The sequence below is a fragment of the Ensifer adhaerens genome, from assembly GCF_001270265.1.
In the GTDB taxonomy this organism is placed as follows: Bacteria; Pseudomonadota; Alphaproteobacteria; order Rhizobiales; family Rhizobiaceae; genus Ensifer; species Ensifer adhaerens_B.
This window is the reverse complement of record NZ_LGAP01000017.1, coordinates 61,950-79,518: the sequence shown is the minus strand read 5'-3', so window position 1 is coordinate 79,518 and position 17,569 is coordinate 61,950. Positions and strand designations below refer to the sequence as shown.

Below are 17,569 nucleotides of genomic sequence, written 5' to 3'. Positions count from 1 at the left end.
GTTTTTTAGAGCAACTGCCGGGAAAGAAAAGAGCAACCGCCATCGCGCGATCATCCGGCTGCGGCGACACTTGACTGATGACGGCGCCGATGCCGTCAGACGGCCCTAACCGTTGCCGGAAAGCAAGCTTGCGGCGGCCGCCCTCGCCTCTTCGGTGATCGAGGCGCCGGCGAGCATGCGGGCGATCTCCTCGGTGCGGGCCCTGTCGTCCATGCGGGCGACGCGGGTCGAAATCATCTCGGCCTTTTCGCTCGATGGTCCCTTGGAGATCAAGAGATGCGTTGCCGCGCGTGCGGCCACCTGCGGCGCGTGCGTAACCGAAAGCACCTGGACCGTGCCGGAAAGTCGCTTCAGCCGTTGGCCGATGGCATCGGCCACGGCACCGCCGACGCCGGTGTCGATTTCATCAAAGACGAGCGTCGGCGCCGAGCCGCGATCGGCAAGCGCCACTTTCAGCGCCAGCAGGAAGCGCGAAAGTTCGCCGCCGGAAGCAACCTTCATGATCGGCCCGGGCCGGGTGCCTGGGTTGGTCTGGACATGGAATTCGACGAGATCGATGCCATCGGCGGTCGGCTGCGTGGCATCGCTCTGCACTTCGACCATGAAGCGGGCGCGCTCGAGCTTCAGCGCCGGCAGTTCGGCCATGACGGCAGCCGACAGCGCAGACGCGGTGTTGTGACGTTTTTCGGACAGCGTGCGCGCGGCAGCGTCGAAGGCAACCCGCGCGGCACCAACCTGTGCGTCGAGTTGCTTCAGCTTCTCTTCGCCGGCGTCGAGGTCGGCCAGGTCAGAAATCATCCTGACGGCCAGCGCCGGAAGCTCAGTGACCGGCACGGAATACTTGCGGCTGGCGCCACGAAGCGCAAACAGGCGCTCTTCCACCCGCTCCAGCTCCTTCGGGTCGAATTCGGTGTTGCGCAGCGCCCGCTCGACGGCCATCTGCGCGTCGGAAAGCTGGTTCAGCGCGCCATCCAGCAGCTCGACGGTTTCCTCGAGCAGCCCCGGCGCCTCGTGGCTCTTGCGCTCCAGACGGCGCACCAGCGAGGCGATCAGCGGAACCGGCGAGCCATTGCCGTTCAAGAATTCGGAGGCCTCGTTGATGTCGCCGGCGATGCGCTCGGACTTCATCATCCGGGCGCGCTTTTCGGCAAGTTCGTCCTCTTCGCCATCACGCGGCCTGAGCTTTTCCAGCTCCTCGACCGAGGAGCGCAGATAGTCCGCCTCACGTGCTGCCGCCTCGACGCGCTCGCGATGCTTCTTCAGCCCGCGTTCGGCATCTTTCCAGGCGCGATAGAGGCCGGAGACCTGCTCGGCCTCGTCGGTGGTGCCGCCGAAGGCATCGAGCAGCGTGCGGTGGGCGTCGATATCGACCAGGGCGCGGTCGTCATGCTGTCCGTGGATTTCGACCAGCGTCTGGCCAAGCTGCCGCATCAATTGAACGCTGACCGGCTGGTCGTTGACGAAGGCCTTGGTGCGGCCATCGGCCGATTGCACCCGACGGAAAATCAGATCGCCGTCATCGTCGATGCCGTTGTCGCGCAGCATCAGCCGTGCCGAGTGCCCCATCGGCACGTCGAAGACCGCCGTCACCTGCCCCTTGTCCGAGCCGTGGCGCACGAGCGAGCCGTCGCCGCGCCCGCCAAGGGCGAGCGACAGGCTGTCGAGCAGAATCGATTTTCCTGCGCCGGTCTCACCGGTCAGCACGGACAGGCCGGCCTCGAACGCCAGATCAAGCCGTTCAATCAGGACGATATCGCGGATCGAGATCTGGGCGAGCATCCGGGGTCAAATCTTCCGTGTCAGGCGCCGATCAGCTTCTTGCCTGCGCGCGCAATCCAGGAACTGCCGCTTTCGCGTGGCTCCAGGCCACCCGACTGCAACAGCTTGAAGGAATCACTATACCACTGGCTGTCCGGATAGTTGTGTCCGAGAACGGCGGCAGCGGTCTGCGCTTCGGAGGTCACGCCCATTGCGTAATAGGCTTCGACCAGACGGGCCAGAGCTTCTTCGACCTGGTTGGTATTGGGATACTGCTCGACGACGGTACGGAAACGCGACACGGCGGCGAGGTATTCCTTGCGCTCGAGATAATAGCGGCCGACCTGCATTTCCTTGCCGGCGAGCTGGTCGCGGGCAAAGCGGATCTTCGCCTGGGCATCCTCGACATATTGCGAGTCCGGATACTTGTCGACGACGGCCTGCATCGCCTCGATCGCCTTGAAGGCCGGCTTCTGGTCCTGCGTCACGGCCGGGATCTGCTTGGTATAGGCAAGACCCTGAATGTACTGCGCATAGGCCGCATCTTCCGACTGCGGATAGAGGTTCAGGTAGCGCCCGGTGGAGTTGATCGCCTCCTGGTACTGGCCGTTGCGATAGCTGACGAAGGCGTTCATCACCAGCGCCTTGCGAGCGTATTCGGAGAACGGATGCTGCCGGTCGAGCGCTTCGAACTTGCGCGCCGCTTCCGTGGTCTTGCCGGCATTGAGGTTGGCGAGCCCCTGGTTGTACAGCACCTCCGGCGGATCGGTCTCAGCCGTCAGCTTGGTGATGTCGATATCGGGATCGTTCTGGCAGGCGGTAATCAGGGCGCTGCCGGCAACGGCCGCGACTACCACGGCGAACACACGCGCTGACTTTCTCAAATCAACAGAAACTGCAAGAACCATCGGATATTCCCGTTCCATTCTGCGGGCATGGACCCCGCCAGACATGCGCTTTTAGAGCAAGTTGCCTCAAGACCGCAACGTCATGATCGGTGATTCATGCAAATTTGTGGCGGCGCCGACATGAAAATGCCGGCCTTTCGGCCGGCGACTGGAGGAGATTGTCCTTTTGTTGTTATGCGGACCAGGGCGCGAAGCCCGGAACTGCAACCGCAACCATGTCGCGCGCGCGGGTGCGCTGGCGTGGCGTGGCGGTTTCGACGACCTCGTAGGCGGTCGGATCACTGAGCAGAGCCTTGAGCGCATTTGCGTTCATCTTGTGGCCGCCGCGATAGGAACGGTAGCAGCCGATGAACGGTGCGCCGGCGAGCGACAGGTCGCCAACGGCGTCGAGCGTCTTGTGGCGCACGAACTCGTCGGTGTAGCGCAGGCCTTCGATATTGACGACCGTATTGTCGTCGGAGATCACCACCGAGTTTTCGAGCGACGAGCCGAGCGCGTAGCCGGCAGCCCACAGGCGCTCGACGTCGCGCATGAAGCCGAAGGTGCGGGCACGCGACAGTTCGCGCTTGAACACCGAAGGCGACATGTCGCCCTTCCAGGCCTGGCGACCGATCAGCGGGCAATCGAAATCGATTTCAACCTCGAAGCGCATGCCGTCATAGGGCGTGAATTCCGACCAGGAAGCGCCTGATTCGATTCGCACCGGCTTGATCACGCGGATGTAACGACGCTTGACGGCCAGCGCGCGAACGCCGACCTGCTCGATCGCATCGATGAAGGGTTCGGAGCTGCCGTCCATGATCGGCATCTCGGCGCCGTGAACCTCGATGGTGAGGTTGTCGAGGCCGAGCGCGTAGATGGCAGCCATCACATGCTCGATCGTTGCGATCGAGGTGGCCGGCGACATGCCGAGGACGGTGCAGAGATCGGTGTTGCCGACCTGCGGGGAAACCGCCTTGAACTCGCTCAGGCGGCCATTGGCGAGAACGCGCTGGAAAACGATGCCCGCATCGGCTTCGGCCGGATGAAAGGTGATTTCCACCTCGGCGCCGGAATGAACGCCAATACCCCTAAGCGTTACCGGGCTAGCGATCGTGGTCTGAAACCCGAGCAGTTCGATTCCCATTCTCGTCTTCACTTTCAATACCTATGGCCCTAAGGCCCAAACATCAGGCGGATGCAGCGGTTTTCAGGGCACAACAAAGGCGCCCGAGAGTTTCGGCACAAAGGCCGGAACTCTGCGTTTCGAACAGACAGCGCGTGATCGAATCGCATGCATCCCCAATTCCGAGCTTGAAAATAGAGGTTCTGAGGCACCATTCCAAATCACTGTTCGTTTCGCTTTGTTACGCATTTGCAACAGGCGGATCGAACGAAGCAACCAATTGAAACAATGGTTGAAATGCAAAAATGCCCGGGCGGTAGCCCGGGCATTCGGCAAGGTGAAGGAACGGGCCTTCAAATCAGCTCGATTGCCGGCGCAGGAACGCCGGGATCTCGAGCTGATCATCTTCGTGCGAGCGCGCCTGCGGAGCGGCGCGGCCGTGATCGTCAAGCTGGCCGCGACGCGGCGCATAGAGGCTGGCTTCCGGCGAAAGCGGACGGCGCTGCTGGGAAGCGGCGGCCGGCGCACCGGCCGTCATGTCGGCGGCCACGCTGTGGCTTTCCCTGTCGCGCAGGCCGAGCGAACTGGTGATGCGGTTGAGAAGGCCCATGGGCCCGCGCTCTTCCTGCATCTGCGGCGCCGGCTGGGCGCGCTGGTCCATCTCGGCCTTGACGACCGGCGGGAAGTCCTCGACCTTCGGCATGCGAACCGGCTCGGCCTGCTGGCGTACGACCGGAGCGATCGGCTCCTGGCGCTGAACCGGCTGCGGCTGGACCTGCGCGTGAACCGGCATTTCGGCCGGACGCTGAACCGGAGCCGGCTGACGCATGACCGGAGCGGCTTCTACCGGTGCTGCACCGGCAAAAAGCTTGCTCTGGGGACGAAAGTCATCGTGGGCCTGCTGCACCGGGGCCGGAGCCTGGGTGGCCGCACGGGTCGCGATGTCGAGTTCGCGTTCCATTTCCGCTTCGCGGATCGCAAGCGCGATCTGGTCGACGGAATTCTGCTGCTGCTGCACCGGCTGGGCGACCGGCTGCTGGACCGGAGCGGGCTGGTGCTGGGCGACTGCCGGCTGCTGTGCCGGAATGGCTGCGGACGGACGGACGATCGGCTTCTGTGCTGCTACCGAACGAAAGTCAGCCGAACGACCGGCCACCTCCGCGGCCGTGCGATCGATACCGGTGGCAACGACCGATACGCGAATCAGGCCTTCGAGTTCTTCGTCGAACGTGGCGCCGAGGATGATGTTGGCGTCCGGATCGACTTCTTCGCGGATGCGGGTCGCTGCTTCGTCGAGTTCGAACAGCGTCAGGTCGCGGCCGCCGGTGATCGAGATCAGCAGGCCCTGTGCGCCCTTCATCGAGGTTTCGTCGAGTAGCGGGTTGGCGATCGCAGCTTCGGCTGCGGCCATTGCGCGGCCCTCGCCCGAGGCTTCGCCGGTGCCCATCATGGCGCGGCCCATTTCGCGCATCACCGAGCGGACGTCGGCGAAGTCGAGGTTGATGAGGCCTTCCTTGACCATGAGGTCGGTGATGCAGGCAACACCCGAGTAGAGAACCTGGTCGGCCATCGCAAACGCATCGGCAAATGTCGTGCGGTCATTGGCGATGCGGAAGAGGTTCTGGTTCGGGATGACGATCAGGGTGTCGACCGACTTCTGCAGTTCGGCAATGCCCTGGTCGGCGAGCCGCATGCGGCGCTGGCCTTCGAAATGGAAAGGCTTGGTGACGACGCCGACGGTCAGGATGCCCTTGTTGCGGGCGGCCTGCGCGACGACCGGGGCTGCACCGGTGCCGGTACCGCCGCCCATACCGGCGGTAACGAAGCACATGTGGGTGCCCTGCAGGTGATCGATGATCTCGTCGATGCACTCTTCGGCAGCCGCGCGGCCGACTTCCGGCTGCGAGCCGGCGCCCAGGCCCTCGGTGACGGCGACACCCATCTGGATGATCCGTTCAGCCTTGGTCATGGTCAGCGCCTGCGCGTCCGTGTTGGCAACGACGAAATCGACGCCTTCCAGACCCGCGGTGATCATGTTGTTGACAGCATTGCCGCCGCCGCCGCCAACACCAAAGACGGTGATGCGGGGCTTCAGCTCCGTGATATCCGGCTTCTGCAAGTTGATAGTCATAGTACCCGTTCCTTCTGTTTTCTGGCCGCCTTGCCGAGCCGACCAAATCCTTGAAATTCCAAAACTGTCTTCGTCCAGCACCGTCCTGCTCGGTACCGGTCGTACTCAAAAACTCTCTTTCAGCCACTGCCCCATGCGGGCGATGCGGCCGTTGCCGTTGCCGAGCCCCGAGAACATGCCGCCCTGGGCCGCATGCGTTTCGAGGTCGGCGACCTGCGGATAGATCATCAGACCGACGGCCGTGGAGAACGCCGGTCCCTTGGCAGCCGCCGGCAGCCCGGAAACCCCGAGCGGACGGCCGATGCGAACGTTGCGCGCCAGGATGCGGCGTGCCGCTTCCGGCAGGCCGGTCAGTTGGCTGGCACCGCCCGTCAGAACGATGCGCTTGCCGACGATCGGGCTGAAGCCCGAGCGCTGGATGCGGTCACGGATGAGTTCCAGCGTTTCCTCGATGCGGGCACGCACGATCCGCGACACCAGCGCGCGCGGCACGTGGGTCGGCTGATCCCGGTCGTCCTCGCCGATCGGCGGGACCGAGACGATGTCGCGCTCGTCGGCGCTGTTGGGCAGGGCCGAGCCGTGTACGACCTTCAGCCGTTCGGCGTCTTCGATGCGGGTCGAAAGACCGCGCGCCAGATCCGTCGTCACATGGTGGCCGCCGAGGCTGACGGCGTCGGCGTGAACCAGCTTGCCTTCGGCAAAGACCGAGATCGTCGTCGTGCCGCCACCCATGTCGATCGCGGCACAGCCGAGTTCGACTTCGTCATCGACGAGAGCTGCCAGACCGCTGGCATAGGGCGTCGCGACGATGCCCTCGACCGAGAGATGCGCTCGGTTGACGCAAAGTTCAAGATTCTTCAGCGCCGCCCGCTCGGCGGTCAGCACGTGCATGTCGACGCCGAGAACGTCGCCGAACATGGCGAGCGGATCGCGGATACCGCGCTCGCCATCGAGCGAGAAGCCCGTCGGCAGCGAATGCAGGATGGCGCGGTCGGAGCGCAGCGATTGCTGACCGGCGGCCGACAGCACCTTCTTCAGGTCGCTGGCATCGACCTCCTGGCCACCGAGATCGATGGTCGCTGTGTAGACGTCGCTCTGCAGGCGGCCGGCGGAGATGTTGACAATGAGGCTGTCGATGGTGAGGCCGGCCATGCGCTCGGCCGCATCGACGGCGAGCCGCACGACGCTTTCGACCGCATCGAGATCGGCGACGACGCCGTTCTTCACGCCGCGGGATTTCTGGTGGCCGATGCCGATGATCTCGACGCTATGCGTGCGGTTCGGCAGGATCTGGCTTTCGGCGCGCGGCGTCAGCCGGCCGATCATGCATACGATCTTCGTCGAGCCGATATCCAGCACCGAGACGACATGAGACCGCTTCGACGAAAGCGGCTTCAGGCGTGGCAGGCCAAAGCTGGAGGAACCGAACAAACTCATATCCGCCCCTCTTTCTTCTTCTCCGTCTCCTGCGCCTTCAGCATCTTGTCCCTCGCCTTCAAGGCAACTTCGCGCCGGGTGACCGCATCCGGCGTCAATTGAACTGTGGTTCGATCTTCCAGCCGCAGGTCGACGGCGGCGATGTCGCGCTCGAGCAGTTGGTGCTGGCTTTCCATTTCGGACAGAACCTGCATCGCGCGGGCGACATCGTGTTCCGGCAGCTTGACGACGATGCCGTTGTCGAGGCGCAAGTCCCAGCGACGGCCGGCAACGCGCACGAAGGCCTTCACCCGCGAGCGGATCTCCGGCCAGCGGGAAAACTCGTCGAAGAAATCGGCGGCAGCCGTCTCAGCATCGCGGCCGACGAACAGCGGCAGGGCTGCAAACTTGTTGTCGCGCAACGGCGCAATCGCGCTGCCGCTGCGCTCGATCAGCGACAGGTCGGAACCGTGCTGCCAGATGCCGAAGGCCTTGCGCTCGGTCAGCGTCACTTCGATCGTGCTCGGATAGACCTTGCGGACCGTGACGCCCTGCACCCAGGGCAGTTCGGCGATCAGCTTGCGCGCCTCGACGATGTCGAGCGCCACCAGCGAGGTCGTGCCGTCCAGGCCAAGCTGCTGCAGGATATCGATCTCTGACGTCTGCTCGTTGCCGGAGACGCGCACGTCCTCGATGGCAAAACCGGCCGCGGTGGTCGAAGCCTGCGCGACGTTCTGCGTGTGGCCGCCGAGCGACATGCCATAAAATCCGGTGGCAGCAAAGAAAGCGATGGCCGCGATCGTACCGGTATGGGCGGGAAAGCGGACGCGCCCGCTGCCGAGGCTGACCAGGAAGCGAACGGCCTTGCGAAGCGGCCGCGGCAGAACGCGTGCGCCATCGGCCTCGGCAGCAACTGCGCCCAGCGGATCACGAACTCTCTTGCCCCTTTTGCCCCTCACCGCAAGCACGAAGCGTCCTCCACCATCCAAGTCAGAAACTCGCCAAAACCAAGGCCCGCATGCTGGGCCATCTCGGGCACCAGGGAGGTTGGGGTCATGCCGGGCTGGGTGTTGATTTCCAGCCAGATCAGTTCGCCTTCACCGGAGGTACGGTCGTCGAAGCGAAAGTCGGATCGGCTGACGCCACGGCAACCGATTGCCTGATGCGCCTTCAATGCGAGTGTTTGTATTTTTTGGTAAATATTTGGTGAAAGCTGTGCCGGAATGACGTGCTGCGAGCCACCTTTTACGTATTTGGAATCATAATCGTAGAAGGCGTGGCCCTGCGGGATGATCTCGGTGACGCCAAGCGCCCTGTCGCCCATGACGCCGCAGGTGAGCTCGCGGCCGGCGACATAACGCTCGACCATGATTCGGTCGCCGTAGCGCCACTCGCTCGAGGTGACGACCTGCGGCGGGTGCGACTGATCTTCCTTGACGATGACGACGCCGAAGCTCGATCCTTCGCGAACCGGCTTGACGACGTAGGGCGGCTGCATCGGGTGCTTCGGGCCAAAGTCCTGGCGATCCATGACCAGCGCATCGGCGACCGGGATACCGGCAGCGGCAGCAACGTATTTTGCCTGCGCCTTGTCCATGGCGAGCGCCGAAGCCAGAACGCCGGAATGGGTGTAGGGAATTTCCAGATATTCGAGAATGCCCTGGATCGTACCATCTTCACCGAAGGGCCCGTGCAGGGCATTGAAGGCAACATCCGGGCGCAGTTCGGCAAGAACCGAAGCGACATCGCGCGCGACGTCTACACGCGTAACGCGGTAACCTTCAGCTTCCAGAGCATCGGCGCAAGCAGCCCCGGACGACAGGCTCACCGGTCGCTCCGAAGAAAATCCGCCCATAAGGACAGCTACATGCTTGCCGTTCATCCATACCCCCGAAAATACGCCACTATCGCAACGCTTGCTTGCGCCTGGCTTGTTCCGGCATCGCGAGTCGCCGGTGGCCATCGGGGGCACTAGAACGGCATTATAGTTAATGAACCGTTTACTTTTATTAACCTTAGTCGGGAAACGATCGGCGGCTGCGCCCGAAAACGCTGCGAATACAACACTTTCTGGCGCAAAATCAGCGTGTTGCCAGCGCCTGTTTACACGAAACAAAAGCTGCTAAAAAATGAAGGCCCCGCACCAGTTCGGTGCGGGACCTTAACGATTGGCCGCCTTTCAGCGGATAGCGCCACGTGTCAAACATGATGCGCTGAGGACGCTGATCAGCTCAAACTTGCCGCATGATATTCTCGTTAAACCGATTCCGCTCTAAGGGAATCGGGCACAAACGCAAGGTCGTCTTCGCCGACAATCTTCCAGACGATTCCGGCGATCGCCGCGCCGACGATCGGCGCCAGCCAGAAGAGCCAAAGCTGCGCCAGTGCCCAGTCTCCGACGAACAGCGCCTGCCCTGTCGACCGGGCCGGATTGACCGACGTATTGGTGACCGGGATCGACACCAGATGGATCAGCGTCAGCGCCAGGCCAATGGCGATCGGCGCAAAGCCGGAGGGCACGCGGCCGTGGGTAGCGCCGAGAATGATGAACAGGAAGAAGAAAGTCATCATCACTTCCATGACAAGCGCAGCGGTCAGCGAATAGCCGCCGGGCGAATGTTCCCCATAGCCATTGGCGGCAAAGCCGCCGAGCTGGAAGTCCGCCTTGCCGCTGGCAATAATGTAAAGCACGGCTGCAGCCACGATCGCGCCCAGCACCTGGGCGATGATGTAGCCGATGAGATTGGAGGCGGGGAACTTGCCGGCAACCGTCAGACCAACGGAAACGGCCGGGTTGAAATGCCCGCCGGAAATGCCGCCGACCGCATAGGCCATGGTCAGAACGGTCAGGCCGAAGGCGAAGGAGACACCGAGCAGGCCGATACCAACAGCCGGAAAAGCAGCCGCCAGCACCGCACTGCCGCAACCGCCGAAAACGAGCCAGAATGTACCGAGAAATTCCGCAGAAAGCTTCCTGAACATGCATTCTCTCCCGAAAACCGAAGCCGATCGCTTCAGTCGCCCAGAGTTTGCCACATTTTGATTCCGGTCAAGCCCGGTTGTGACGTGAGCTTCATCGCCCGTAAAACACGAAATCGGACACCGCCCCCTTACCGATCTGCCTATTTTCAGAGCAGCAAGAGCTGCGATTCCCTTGACCCATGCAGCCTCGGAATAATGCTGCGCCGCCCTTCGATTTCGTTCGCATATCTTACGATTTCAGGGTTTCATCATGCGGAAACTTGCGTTAAGACGCCCTGACCGCCTCCCAAGACGGCATGACATCCATATCAGGAACGACAACAATGACAGACGCGACAACCTCCCTGTCGCCGAAGGATAGCGCGTTGCAGACGCCGGCAGTGAACTCCCCTGCCCGGGTGCTGTTCGCCAGCCTCGTCGGCACGACCATCGAATTCTTCGACTTCTACGTTTACGCCACCGCAGCGGTGCTCGTCTTCCCGCACCTCTTCTTCCCGACGGCCGATCCGACATCGGCCATGCTGCAGTCCTTCGCGACCTTCTCCATCGCCTTCTTCGCCCGCCCGTTCGGCGCCGTGATCTTCGGCCACTTCGGCGACAAGGTCGGCCGCAAGGCGACGCTGGTGGCAGCGCTCATGACCATGGGCATTTCCACCGTCGTCATCGGCCTCTTGCCGACCTACGCGTCGATCGGCGTCGCGGCGCCCCTGCTGCTCGCCCTTTGCCGTTTCGGCCAGGGTCTCGGCCTTGGCGGCGAATGGGGCGGCGCAGTGCTGCTCGCCACCGAGAATGCGCCCGAGGGCAAGCGCACGTGGTACGCCATGTTCCCGCAGCTCGGCGCACCGATCGGCTTCATCCTGTCGGCCGGAACCTTCCTCATCCTTGGCGAAGTTATGACCGACGAGGCCTTCCTCGCCTGGGGATGGCGCGTGCCCTTCGTTGCCAGCATCCTGCTGGTCATCGTCGGCCTTTATGTCCGACTGAAGATCACCGAGACGCCGGAATTCCAGAAAGCGATCGACAAGCATGAGCGCGTCCAGGTTCCGATCGCGCAGATCTTCCGGTTCCACAAGCGCAGCCTCGTGCTCGGTACCTTCGTGGCGCTCGCCACCTTCGTGCTGTTCTACCTGATGACGGTATTCTCGCTGTCCTGGGGCACGGCCAAGCTCGGCTATTCGCGTGAGCAATTCCTCGTGGTGCAGATGACCGGCGTCGTCTTCTTCGGCCTGATGATCCCGGTCTCGGGCATCCTGTCGGACCGCTACGGCCGCCGCCTGGTGCTGATCGTCACCACCATCGGCATCGGCGCCTTCGGCCTGGTCATGGCGCCGCTTTTGGCCGGCGGCCTCGGCAGCGCCTTCCTGTTCTCCATCCTCGGCCTCGGCCTGATGGGGCTCACCTATGGTCCGATCGGCGCAGCGCTCGCTGCCCCCTTCCCGACCTCGGTGCGCTATACCGGCGCGTCGATGACCTTCAACCTCGCCGGCATCTTCGGCGCGTCGCTGGCGCCCTATATCGCCACCTGGCTTGCAACCAACTACAGCCTCGACCATGTCGGCTACTACCTGCTGGCGGCCGCCGCGATCACGCTCCTGTGCCTCGTCCTCTCCTCGGAGGAAGAGGTCTCGGCCTGATCAGGATCAGCCGCGCTTGCGCGTCAGACACCGGCAAAAGAAGGGCCGCAGCGGCAACGCTGCGGCCCTTTCCATTGATGACAGGATGTCCGCCTCCCCAGCTTCGACTTCTCCTCCCGCCGCTTTGACATACCGTCAGCCTCAACGCCTCTTCCCATCGGGCTCAACCTCTCCTCCCGTCATCCTCGGGCTTGACCCGAGGATCCAGCCTCGGCGCAAGAGGGATGACCTGAGTCCATGGATGCTCGGGTCAAGCCCGAGCATGACGGAGCGCGAGGAGACGTTCGGGACAGGGTACCCAGACAAATGGAAGGGCCGCAGTGGCGATCTGGCCGCCCTCTGAGTTAATTGAAGGGTCGTCGACCCTCTCTTCCGATCGACCTCACTTCACTCCGCCGCCGCGGCGTCTGATCCCGTCGGCCTCAACGCCGCCACCCATCGGGCTCAACCTCTCCTCCCGTCATCCTCGGGCTTGACCCGAGGATCCAGCCTCCGTGCAAGAGGGATGACCTGAGCCCGTGGATGCTCGGGTCAAGCCCGAGCATGACGGAGTGCGAGGAGCCGTTCGGGACAGGGTATCCCAGACAAATGGAAGAGCCGCAGTGGCGATCTGGCCGCCCTTTGAGCTAATTGAAGGGACGTCGACCCTCTCTTCCGATCGACCTCACTTCACTCCGCCGCCTCGGCGTCTGATCCCGCTGGCCTCAACGCCGCCACCCATCGGGCGCAACCTCTCCTCCCGTCATCCTCGGGCTTGACCCGAGGATCCAGCCTCCGTGCAAGAGGGAAGACCTGTGGCTATGGATGCTCGGGTCAAGCCCGAGCATGACGGAGCGCGAGGAGCCGTTCGGATTGGAGCGTTTGCCGGACCAACAAAAGGGCCGCAGCGTTGCCGCTGCGGCCCTTTCTCACATACCTTGCTCGCTCCGGCTCAGGCGATGCCGCGGCCGAGGAATTCCTTGATCTCGTAGCCCGGCATGAAGGTGCCGATGCGCTTGATTTCCCAATCGAGCCGAACGCCGGAATGTTCGAGCACGCGGTTGCGCACGGTCTCGCCGAGATATTCCAGCTCGTAGCCGGTCGCCTGTCCGGTATTGATCATGAAGTTGCAGTGCAGCGGCGACATCTGCGCGCCGCCGATCATCATGCCGCGGCATCCGGCTTCGTCGATCAGCTTCCAGGCCGAATGGCCTTCCGGGTTCTTGAAGGTCGAGCCGCCGGTTTTTTCGCGAATCGGCTGCACGGTTTCCCGATGCTGGCGCACGGCGTCCATGTCGGTGCGGATCTTGTTCTTGTCCTCGGGATAACCTTCGAAGATGGCATGCGTGAAGATCAGGTCCTTGGACGCCGAGGAGTGGCGATAGCCGTAACCCATGTCGGCATTCGACAGCACATGCGTGTTGCCCTGACGATCGACCGCATGCACTTCGACGACGCGCTCGCGCGTCTCCGTGCCGTTGGCGCCGGCGTTCATGCGCAGTGCGCCGCCGATCGCGCCGGGAATGCCATAGTAGAAATAGAAGCCGCCGATGCCGTTATCGAGCGCCATCGCCGCGATATTCTTGTCCGGGCAGATGGCGCCGGCCTTGATGCGGTTCTCGCCGACGAGTTCGAGATCGCCGAAGCCTTTGGCCGACAGCCGGATGACGACGCCCGGAATGCCGCCGTCGCGAACCAAAAGGTTGGAGCCGACGCCCATGACCATGACCGGCACGTCGGCAGGAACCAGCTTCAGGAAGGTGACCAGATCGTCGGTATCGTGCGGCTGGAACATCAGCTCGGCAAGACCGCCGGCGCGGAACCAGGTCACGCGATCCATCGGCGCGTCGGGCGTGATGCGGCCGCGAACGTCGCTTATTCCGCTTCCGAGTGCTTCGAGTAGTTTATGACCGTTGACCTGTTTCATGCTCAATTTCCTGAAATGTCTGCGAGTTCCCGCGGCAGGGCAGCGGCCCAGTAAGTAATGCTACCAGCCCCCAAGAGAACCACAAAATCACCCGGCTGCGCAATCTTGCTGACAACCGGCGCGATTGCTTCGGGGCCAACTACGTACCGGGCATCGCGATGACCGCCGGCCTTGATGCGGTTGACGAGTTCTTCCGCGTTGACGCCGTCGATCGCCTCCTCGCCGGCCGCGTAGACCGGCGCGATCAGGACCGTGTCGGCGTCGTTGAAGCAGGCGGAAAAATCTTCGAACAGGCTCGCAAGGCGCGAGTAGCGGTGCGGTTGGTGCACGGCGATGATTCGCCCCTGGCACGCCTCGCGCGCTGCCTTGAGCACGGCCTTGATCTCGACCGGATGGTGGCCGTAGTCGTCATAGACGCGCACGCCGTTCCAATCGCCGGTAAAGGTGAAGCGCCGCTTGACGCCGCCGAAGGAGGCAAGCCCCTTGGCGATCGCCTCGGGGCTGACGCCGAGGCGCTGCGCAACCGCGATCGCGGCCGTGGCGTTCGACACATTGTGGCGGCCGGGCATCGGCAGGCGCAGGTCCTTCATCGTGATCACCTGGCCGGTACGGCGGCGGCGGATCTCGATGTCGAAGACGGAGGTGGCGCCGTCCATGCGGATGTTGTGGAAGCGGACGTCGGCCTGCGGGTTTTCGCCATAGGTGATGACCTTGCGGTCCTCGATCTTGCTGACCATGGTCTGCACTTCGGGGTGATCGAGGCAGAGCACGCCAAAGCCGTAGAACGGGACGTTCTCGACGAACTGGCGGAAGGCGGCGCGCACGGCATCGAAGTTGCCGTAGTGGTCGAGATGTTCCGGGTCGATATTGGTGACGACGGCGACATCGGCAGGCAGCTTGAGGAACGTGCCGTCGGACTCATCAGCCTCGACCACCATCCACTCGCCTTCGCCCATGCGGGCATTGGTGCCGTAGGCATTGATGATGCCACCGTTGATGACGGTCGGGTCGAGCTCGCCGGCATCAAGGAGGGCGGCAACCATCGAGGTCGTGGTCGTCTTGCCGTGGGTGCCGCCGATGGCGATCGCATTGCGGAAGCGCATCAGCTCGGCCAGCATTTCGGCGCGGCGCACGACCGGCAGCAGCTTCTCGCGCGCGGCGATCAGTTCGGGATTGTCCTTCTTGATCGCCGTCGACACGACGACGACTTCGGCATCGCCGATATTCTCGGCCTTGTGGCCGACGAACACCTCGATGCCCTTGTCGCGCAGGCGCTGGACATTGGCGCTGTCCGACTGGTCGGAGCCCTGCACCCGGTGCCCTAGATTATGCAGCACCTCGGCAATGCCGCTCATGCCGATACCGCCGATACCGATAAAATGGACCAGACCGATCGTTTTCGGCATTTTCATGAGCGTGTTTCCCTGAATTTCTCGACTGTCGAACCGCTGGCAATAGCCTCTACCATGGATGCAAGCAAGCGCGCGGCATCAGGCTTGCCGGTTTCGCGCGCATGGGCGGCCATCTGCACCAGCGATTGCGGATTGGCCATGGCGTCGGCGAGAATGCCGGCAAGACGCTCGGCGGTCAGTTCCGCCTGGGCGATTACCTTTGCCCCACCCTTGGCGGCGATCGCCGCCGCATTCGCCGCCTGATCGTGATCAAGCGCGTAAGGGTAGGGAACGAGGATCGCCGGGCGGCCGATGACGGCAAGCTCGGAAACCGTCGAGGCGCCCGAGCGGCAGATGACCAGCTGGGCGCTAGCGATGCGCTCGGCCATGTCGGTGAAGAACGGCGAGACGTCGGCGGGAACGCCGAGCTTCTCATAGGTGGCAATGACGCCGTCGCGATCTTCCGGGCGCGCCTGCTGCGTCACCTTCAGCCGCTGACGAAGCGCGTCGTCGAGACGGCAGATGGCCTGCGGGACCGCTTTCGAAAAATATTGTGCGCCCTGGCTGCCGCCAAAGACGACGAGATGGAACGGGACGTCACCGGAGGCTGCGTCATAGGAGACCTTGGCAGCCTCGAGCACGGCGGGACGTACCGGGTTGCCTGTCGTCACCGTCTTGGCGGCAAAGGTGCCGGTACCCTCGGGCGGGAAGCCGCCGGCAATCGCCTTGACGCGGGCGGCGGGCGCCTTGTGGGCACGGCCCTCCACCGCGTTCTGCCCAGGGATCAGCGACGGCACGCCCGTGCCCGTGGCCGCAAGAGGGGGGGGGGCGGTGGGGAATCCGCCGAGGCCGACGACGGCCTTCGGCCGCAGCCGGGCGATCAGCCGGCGCGCCGCGCGCATGCCGGTCCAGAGCGTCCACAGCGAGCGTACGACATGGATGGGGTTCTTCGAGCCGATCGTCGCCGACGGCACCACATGCACCTCGTCGGCCGGGAACTTGCCGGCGAAACGCTCGGCGCGGCTGTCGGTCACCAGATGCACCGAATAGCCGCTGGCCTTCAGCTCATGGGCGAGCGCCTCGGCTGGAAACAGATGGCCGCCGGTGCCCCCGGCGGCAAGAAGAATGATGCCTTTGGTCATGTTTTACTCCGCCGGCACGCCAATGCCGGACCGAAACAGGCTGCGCTCCACGGCGCGCTTCTCCGGGCGGTGGCGCGTGAGCGCCAGGATGAAGCCGGCAGTGACGCAGATCGCCACCATGGACGAGCCGCCATAGGAGATCAGCGGCAGGGTCATGCCCTTGGCCGGAAGCAGTTCGAGGTTCACGCCGATGTTGATCATCGACTGGATGCCGATCTGCAGGACAAGGCCTGCGACGGCGAAGCGATTGAAGTCGTTGCGCTCGCGGAAGGCGTGGTTGAGGCCGCGCAGCACCAGAAAGGCAAAGATCATCACGATCAGCATGCAGAAGACGATGCCGAATTCTTCGGCCGCGACCGAGAACACGAAGTCGGTGTGGCTGTCCGGGATGATGCGCTTGACGATGCCTTCGCCCGGACCCCGGCCGAACCAGTCGCCGCGGATGATCGCCTCGCGTGCCGTGTCCATCTGGAAGGTGTCGCCCTCCCCGGTCAGGAACTTGTCGATACGGCCGGCCACGTGCGGCAGCATGGTATAGGCGACGAAGAAGCCGCCGAAGGCAGCGCCGGCGAGTACGATGATCCACAGCCACGGCATGCCGGCCATGAAGAACATGCCGCCCCAGACCGCCGTCGTCAGGATCGTCTGGCCAAGGTCGGGCTGGGCGACGAGCAGCGCGCCGACGATGCCGAAGAGCAGGATCGCAAAGAGGTTTCCGGGGATTTCCGGCTGGCGCGCATGTTCGGAAAACAGCCAGGCACAGACGACCACGAAGGCCGGTTTCATGAATTCGGAGGGCTGGATCGAAATGCCGGCGATCGAGATCCAGCGCATCGAGCCCTTGACCTCCTGGCCGACGAACAGCACCAGCACCATCATGGAAAGCGACACGCCAAGCAGGATGATCGCGGCGCGGCGCACCTGCCTCGGCGACAGGAAGGAGATGGCCACCATCACCACCAGCGACGGCAGCAGGAAGACGGCATGGCGCTTGACGAAGTGGAAGCTGTCGAGGCCGATGCGCTCGGCGACCGCCGGGCTTGCCGCAAAGGACAGCATGAAGCCCACGCCCATCAACAGGATGAAGGTCGCCAGGAAGAACCTGTCGATCGTCCAGAACCAGTCGGCCACAGGGCCACGTTCGGCTCGGCTTACCATCTTGTCAGTCCCCTTTATCAGGCGCGCTTGCGCCAAAC

13 protein-coding genes are annotated in these 17,569 nt (G+C 63.5%); 1 reads left to right on the top strand and 12 read right to left on the bottom strand.

Annotated elements, in window-relative coordinates; genetic code table 11:
• Window positions 1-105: 105 nt before the first annotated feature.
• From recN to aqpZ, 8 genes are all read right to left on the bottom strand, one after another.
• Entirely contained in the window at window positions 106-1,779 is a 1,674-nt protein-coding gene (gene recN / locus AC244_RS22020; RefSeq protein ID WP_053250966.1) for a DNA repair protein RecN, read from the bottom strand.
• 20 nt (window positions 1,780-1,799) lie between these two features.
• Window positions 1,800-2,666, bottom strand: a complete 867-nt coding sequence (locus AC244_RS22015) for an outer membrane protein assembly factor BamD (RefSeq protein ID WP_053250965.1) — start codon at window positions 2,664-2,666, stop codon at window positions 1,800-1,802.
• Between the two features lie 172 nt (window positions 2,667-2,838).
• Entirely contained in the window at window positions 2,839-3,792 is a 954-nt protein-coding gene (gene lpxC / locus AC244_RS22010; RefSeq protein ID WP_053250964.1) for a UDP-3-O-acyl-N-acetylglucosamine deacetylase, read from the bottom strand.
• A gap of 337 nt (window positions 3,793-4,129) precedes the next feature.
• The gene (gene ftsZ, locus AC244_RS22005; protein WP_053250963.1) at window positions 4,130-5,902 is read right to left on the bottom strand and encodes a cell division protein FtsZ; all 1,773 of its coding nucleotides are present in this window, start codon (window positions 5,900-5,902) and stop codon (window positions 4,130-4,132) included.
• A 105-nt stretch (window positions 5,903-6,007) separates the two neighbouring features.
• Window positions 6,008-7,339, bottom strand: a complete 1,332-nt coding sequence (gene ftsA, locus AC244_RS22000) for a cell division protein FtsA (protein ID WP_053250962.1) — start codon at window positions 7,337-7,339, stop codon at window positions 6,008-6,010.
• Entirely contained in the window at window positions 7,336-8,277 is a 942-nt protein-coding gene (gene ftsQ / locus AC244_RS21995; RefSeq protein WP_321166230.1) for a cell division protein FtsQ, read from the bottom strand. Before ftsQ ends, ftsA begins: the two co-directional genes overlap by 4 nt.
• Entirely contained in the window at window positions 8,274-9,200 is a 927-nt protein-coding gene (locus AC244_RS21990; RefSeq protein ID WP_053250960.1) for a D-alanine--D-alanine ligase, read from the bottom strand. Before AC244_RS21990 ends, ftsQ begins: the two co-directional genes overlap by 4 nt.
• 374 nt (window positions 9,201-9,574) lie before the next feature.
• Window positions 9,575-10,300, bottom strand: a complete 726-nt coding sequence (gene aqpZ, locus AC244_RS21985) for an aquaporin Z (RefSeq protein ID WP_053250959.1) — start codon at window positions 10,298-10,300, stop codon at window positions 9,575-9,577.
• 323 nt (window positions 10,301-10,623) lie between these two features.
• On the opposite strand from aqpZ, the gene AC244_RS21980 reads away from it, so the two are divergent.
• Complete coding sequence (locus AC244_RS21980; protein ID WP_053250958.1) at window positions 10,624-11,934, top strand: MFS transporter; 1,311 nt, start codon at window positions 10,624-10,626, stop codon at window positions 11,932-11,934.
• A gap of 931 nt (window positions 11,935-12,865) precedes the next feature.
• Here the strand turns inward: AC244_RS21980 and murB are convergent.
• From murB to ftsW, 4 genes are read right to left on the bottom strand one after another with little or no spacing between them, the layout of a single operon-like run.
• Window positions 12,866-13,840: a UDP-N-acetylmuramate dehydrogenase gene (gene murB, locus AC244_RS21975; protein ID WP_053250957.1), complete on the bottom strand. Its 975-nt coding sequence runs from the start codon at window positions 13,838-13,840 to the stop codon at window positions 12,866-12,868.
• Between the two features lie 2 nt (window positions 13,841-13,842).
• Complete coding sequence (murC, locus tag AC244_RS21970) at window positions 13,843-15,252, bottom strand: UDP-N-acetylmuramate--L-alanine ligase (RefSeq protein ID WP_053250956.1); 1,410 nt, start codon at window positions 15,250-15,252, stop codon at window positions 13,843-13,845.
• Window positions 15,249-16,373: an undecaprenyldiphospho-muramoylpentapeptide beta-N-acetylglucosaminyltransferase gene (murG, locus tag AC244_RS21965; protein ID WP_053250955.1), complete on the bottom strand. Its 1,125-nt coding sequence runs from the start codon at window positions 16,371-16,373 to the stop codon at window positions 15,249-15,251. Before murG ends, murC begins: the two co-directional genes overlap by 4 nt.
• Window positions 16,374-16,376: 3 nt before the next feature.
• Window positions 16,377-17,531: a putative lipid II flippase FtsW gene (gene ftsW / locus AC244_RS21960; protein WP_053250954.1), complete on the bottom strand. Its 1,155-nt coding sequence runs from the start codon at window positions 17,529-17,531 to the stop codon at window positions 16,377-16,379.
• Window positions 17,532-17,569 lie beyond the last annotated feature (38 nt).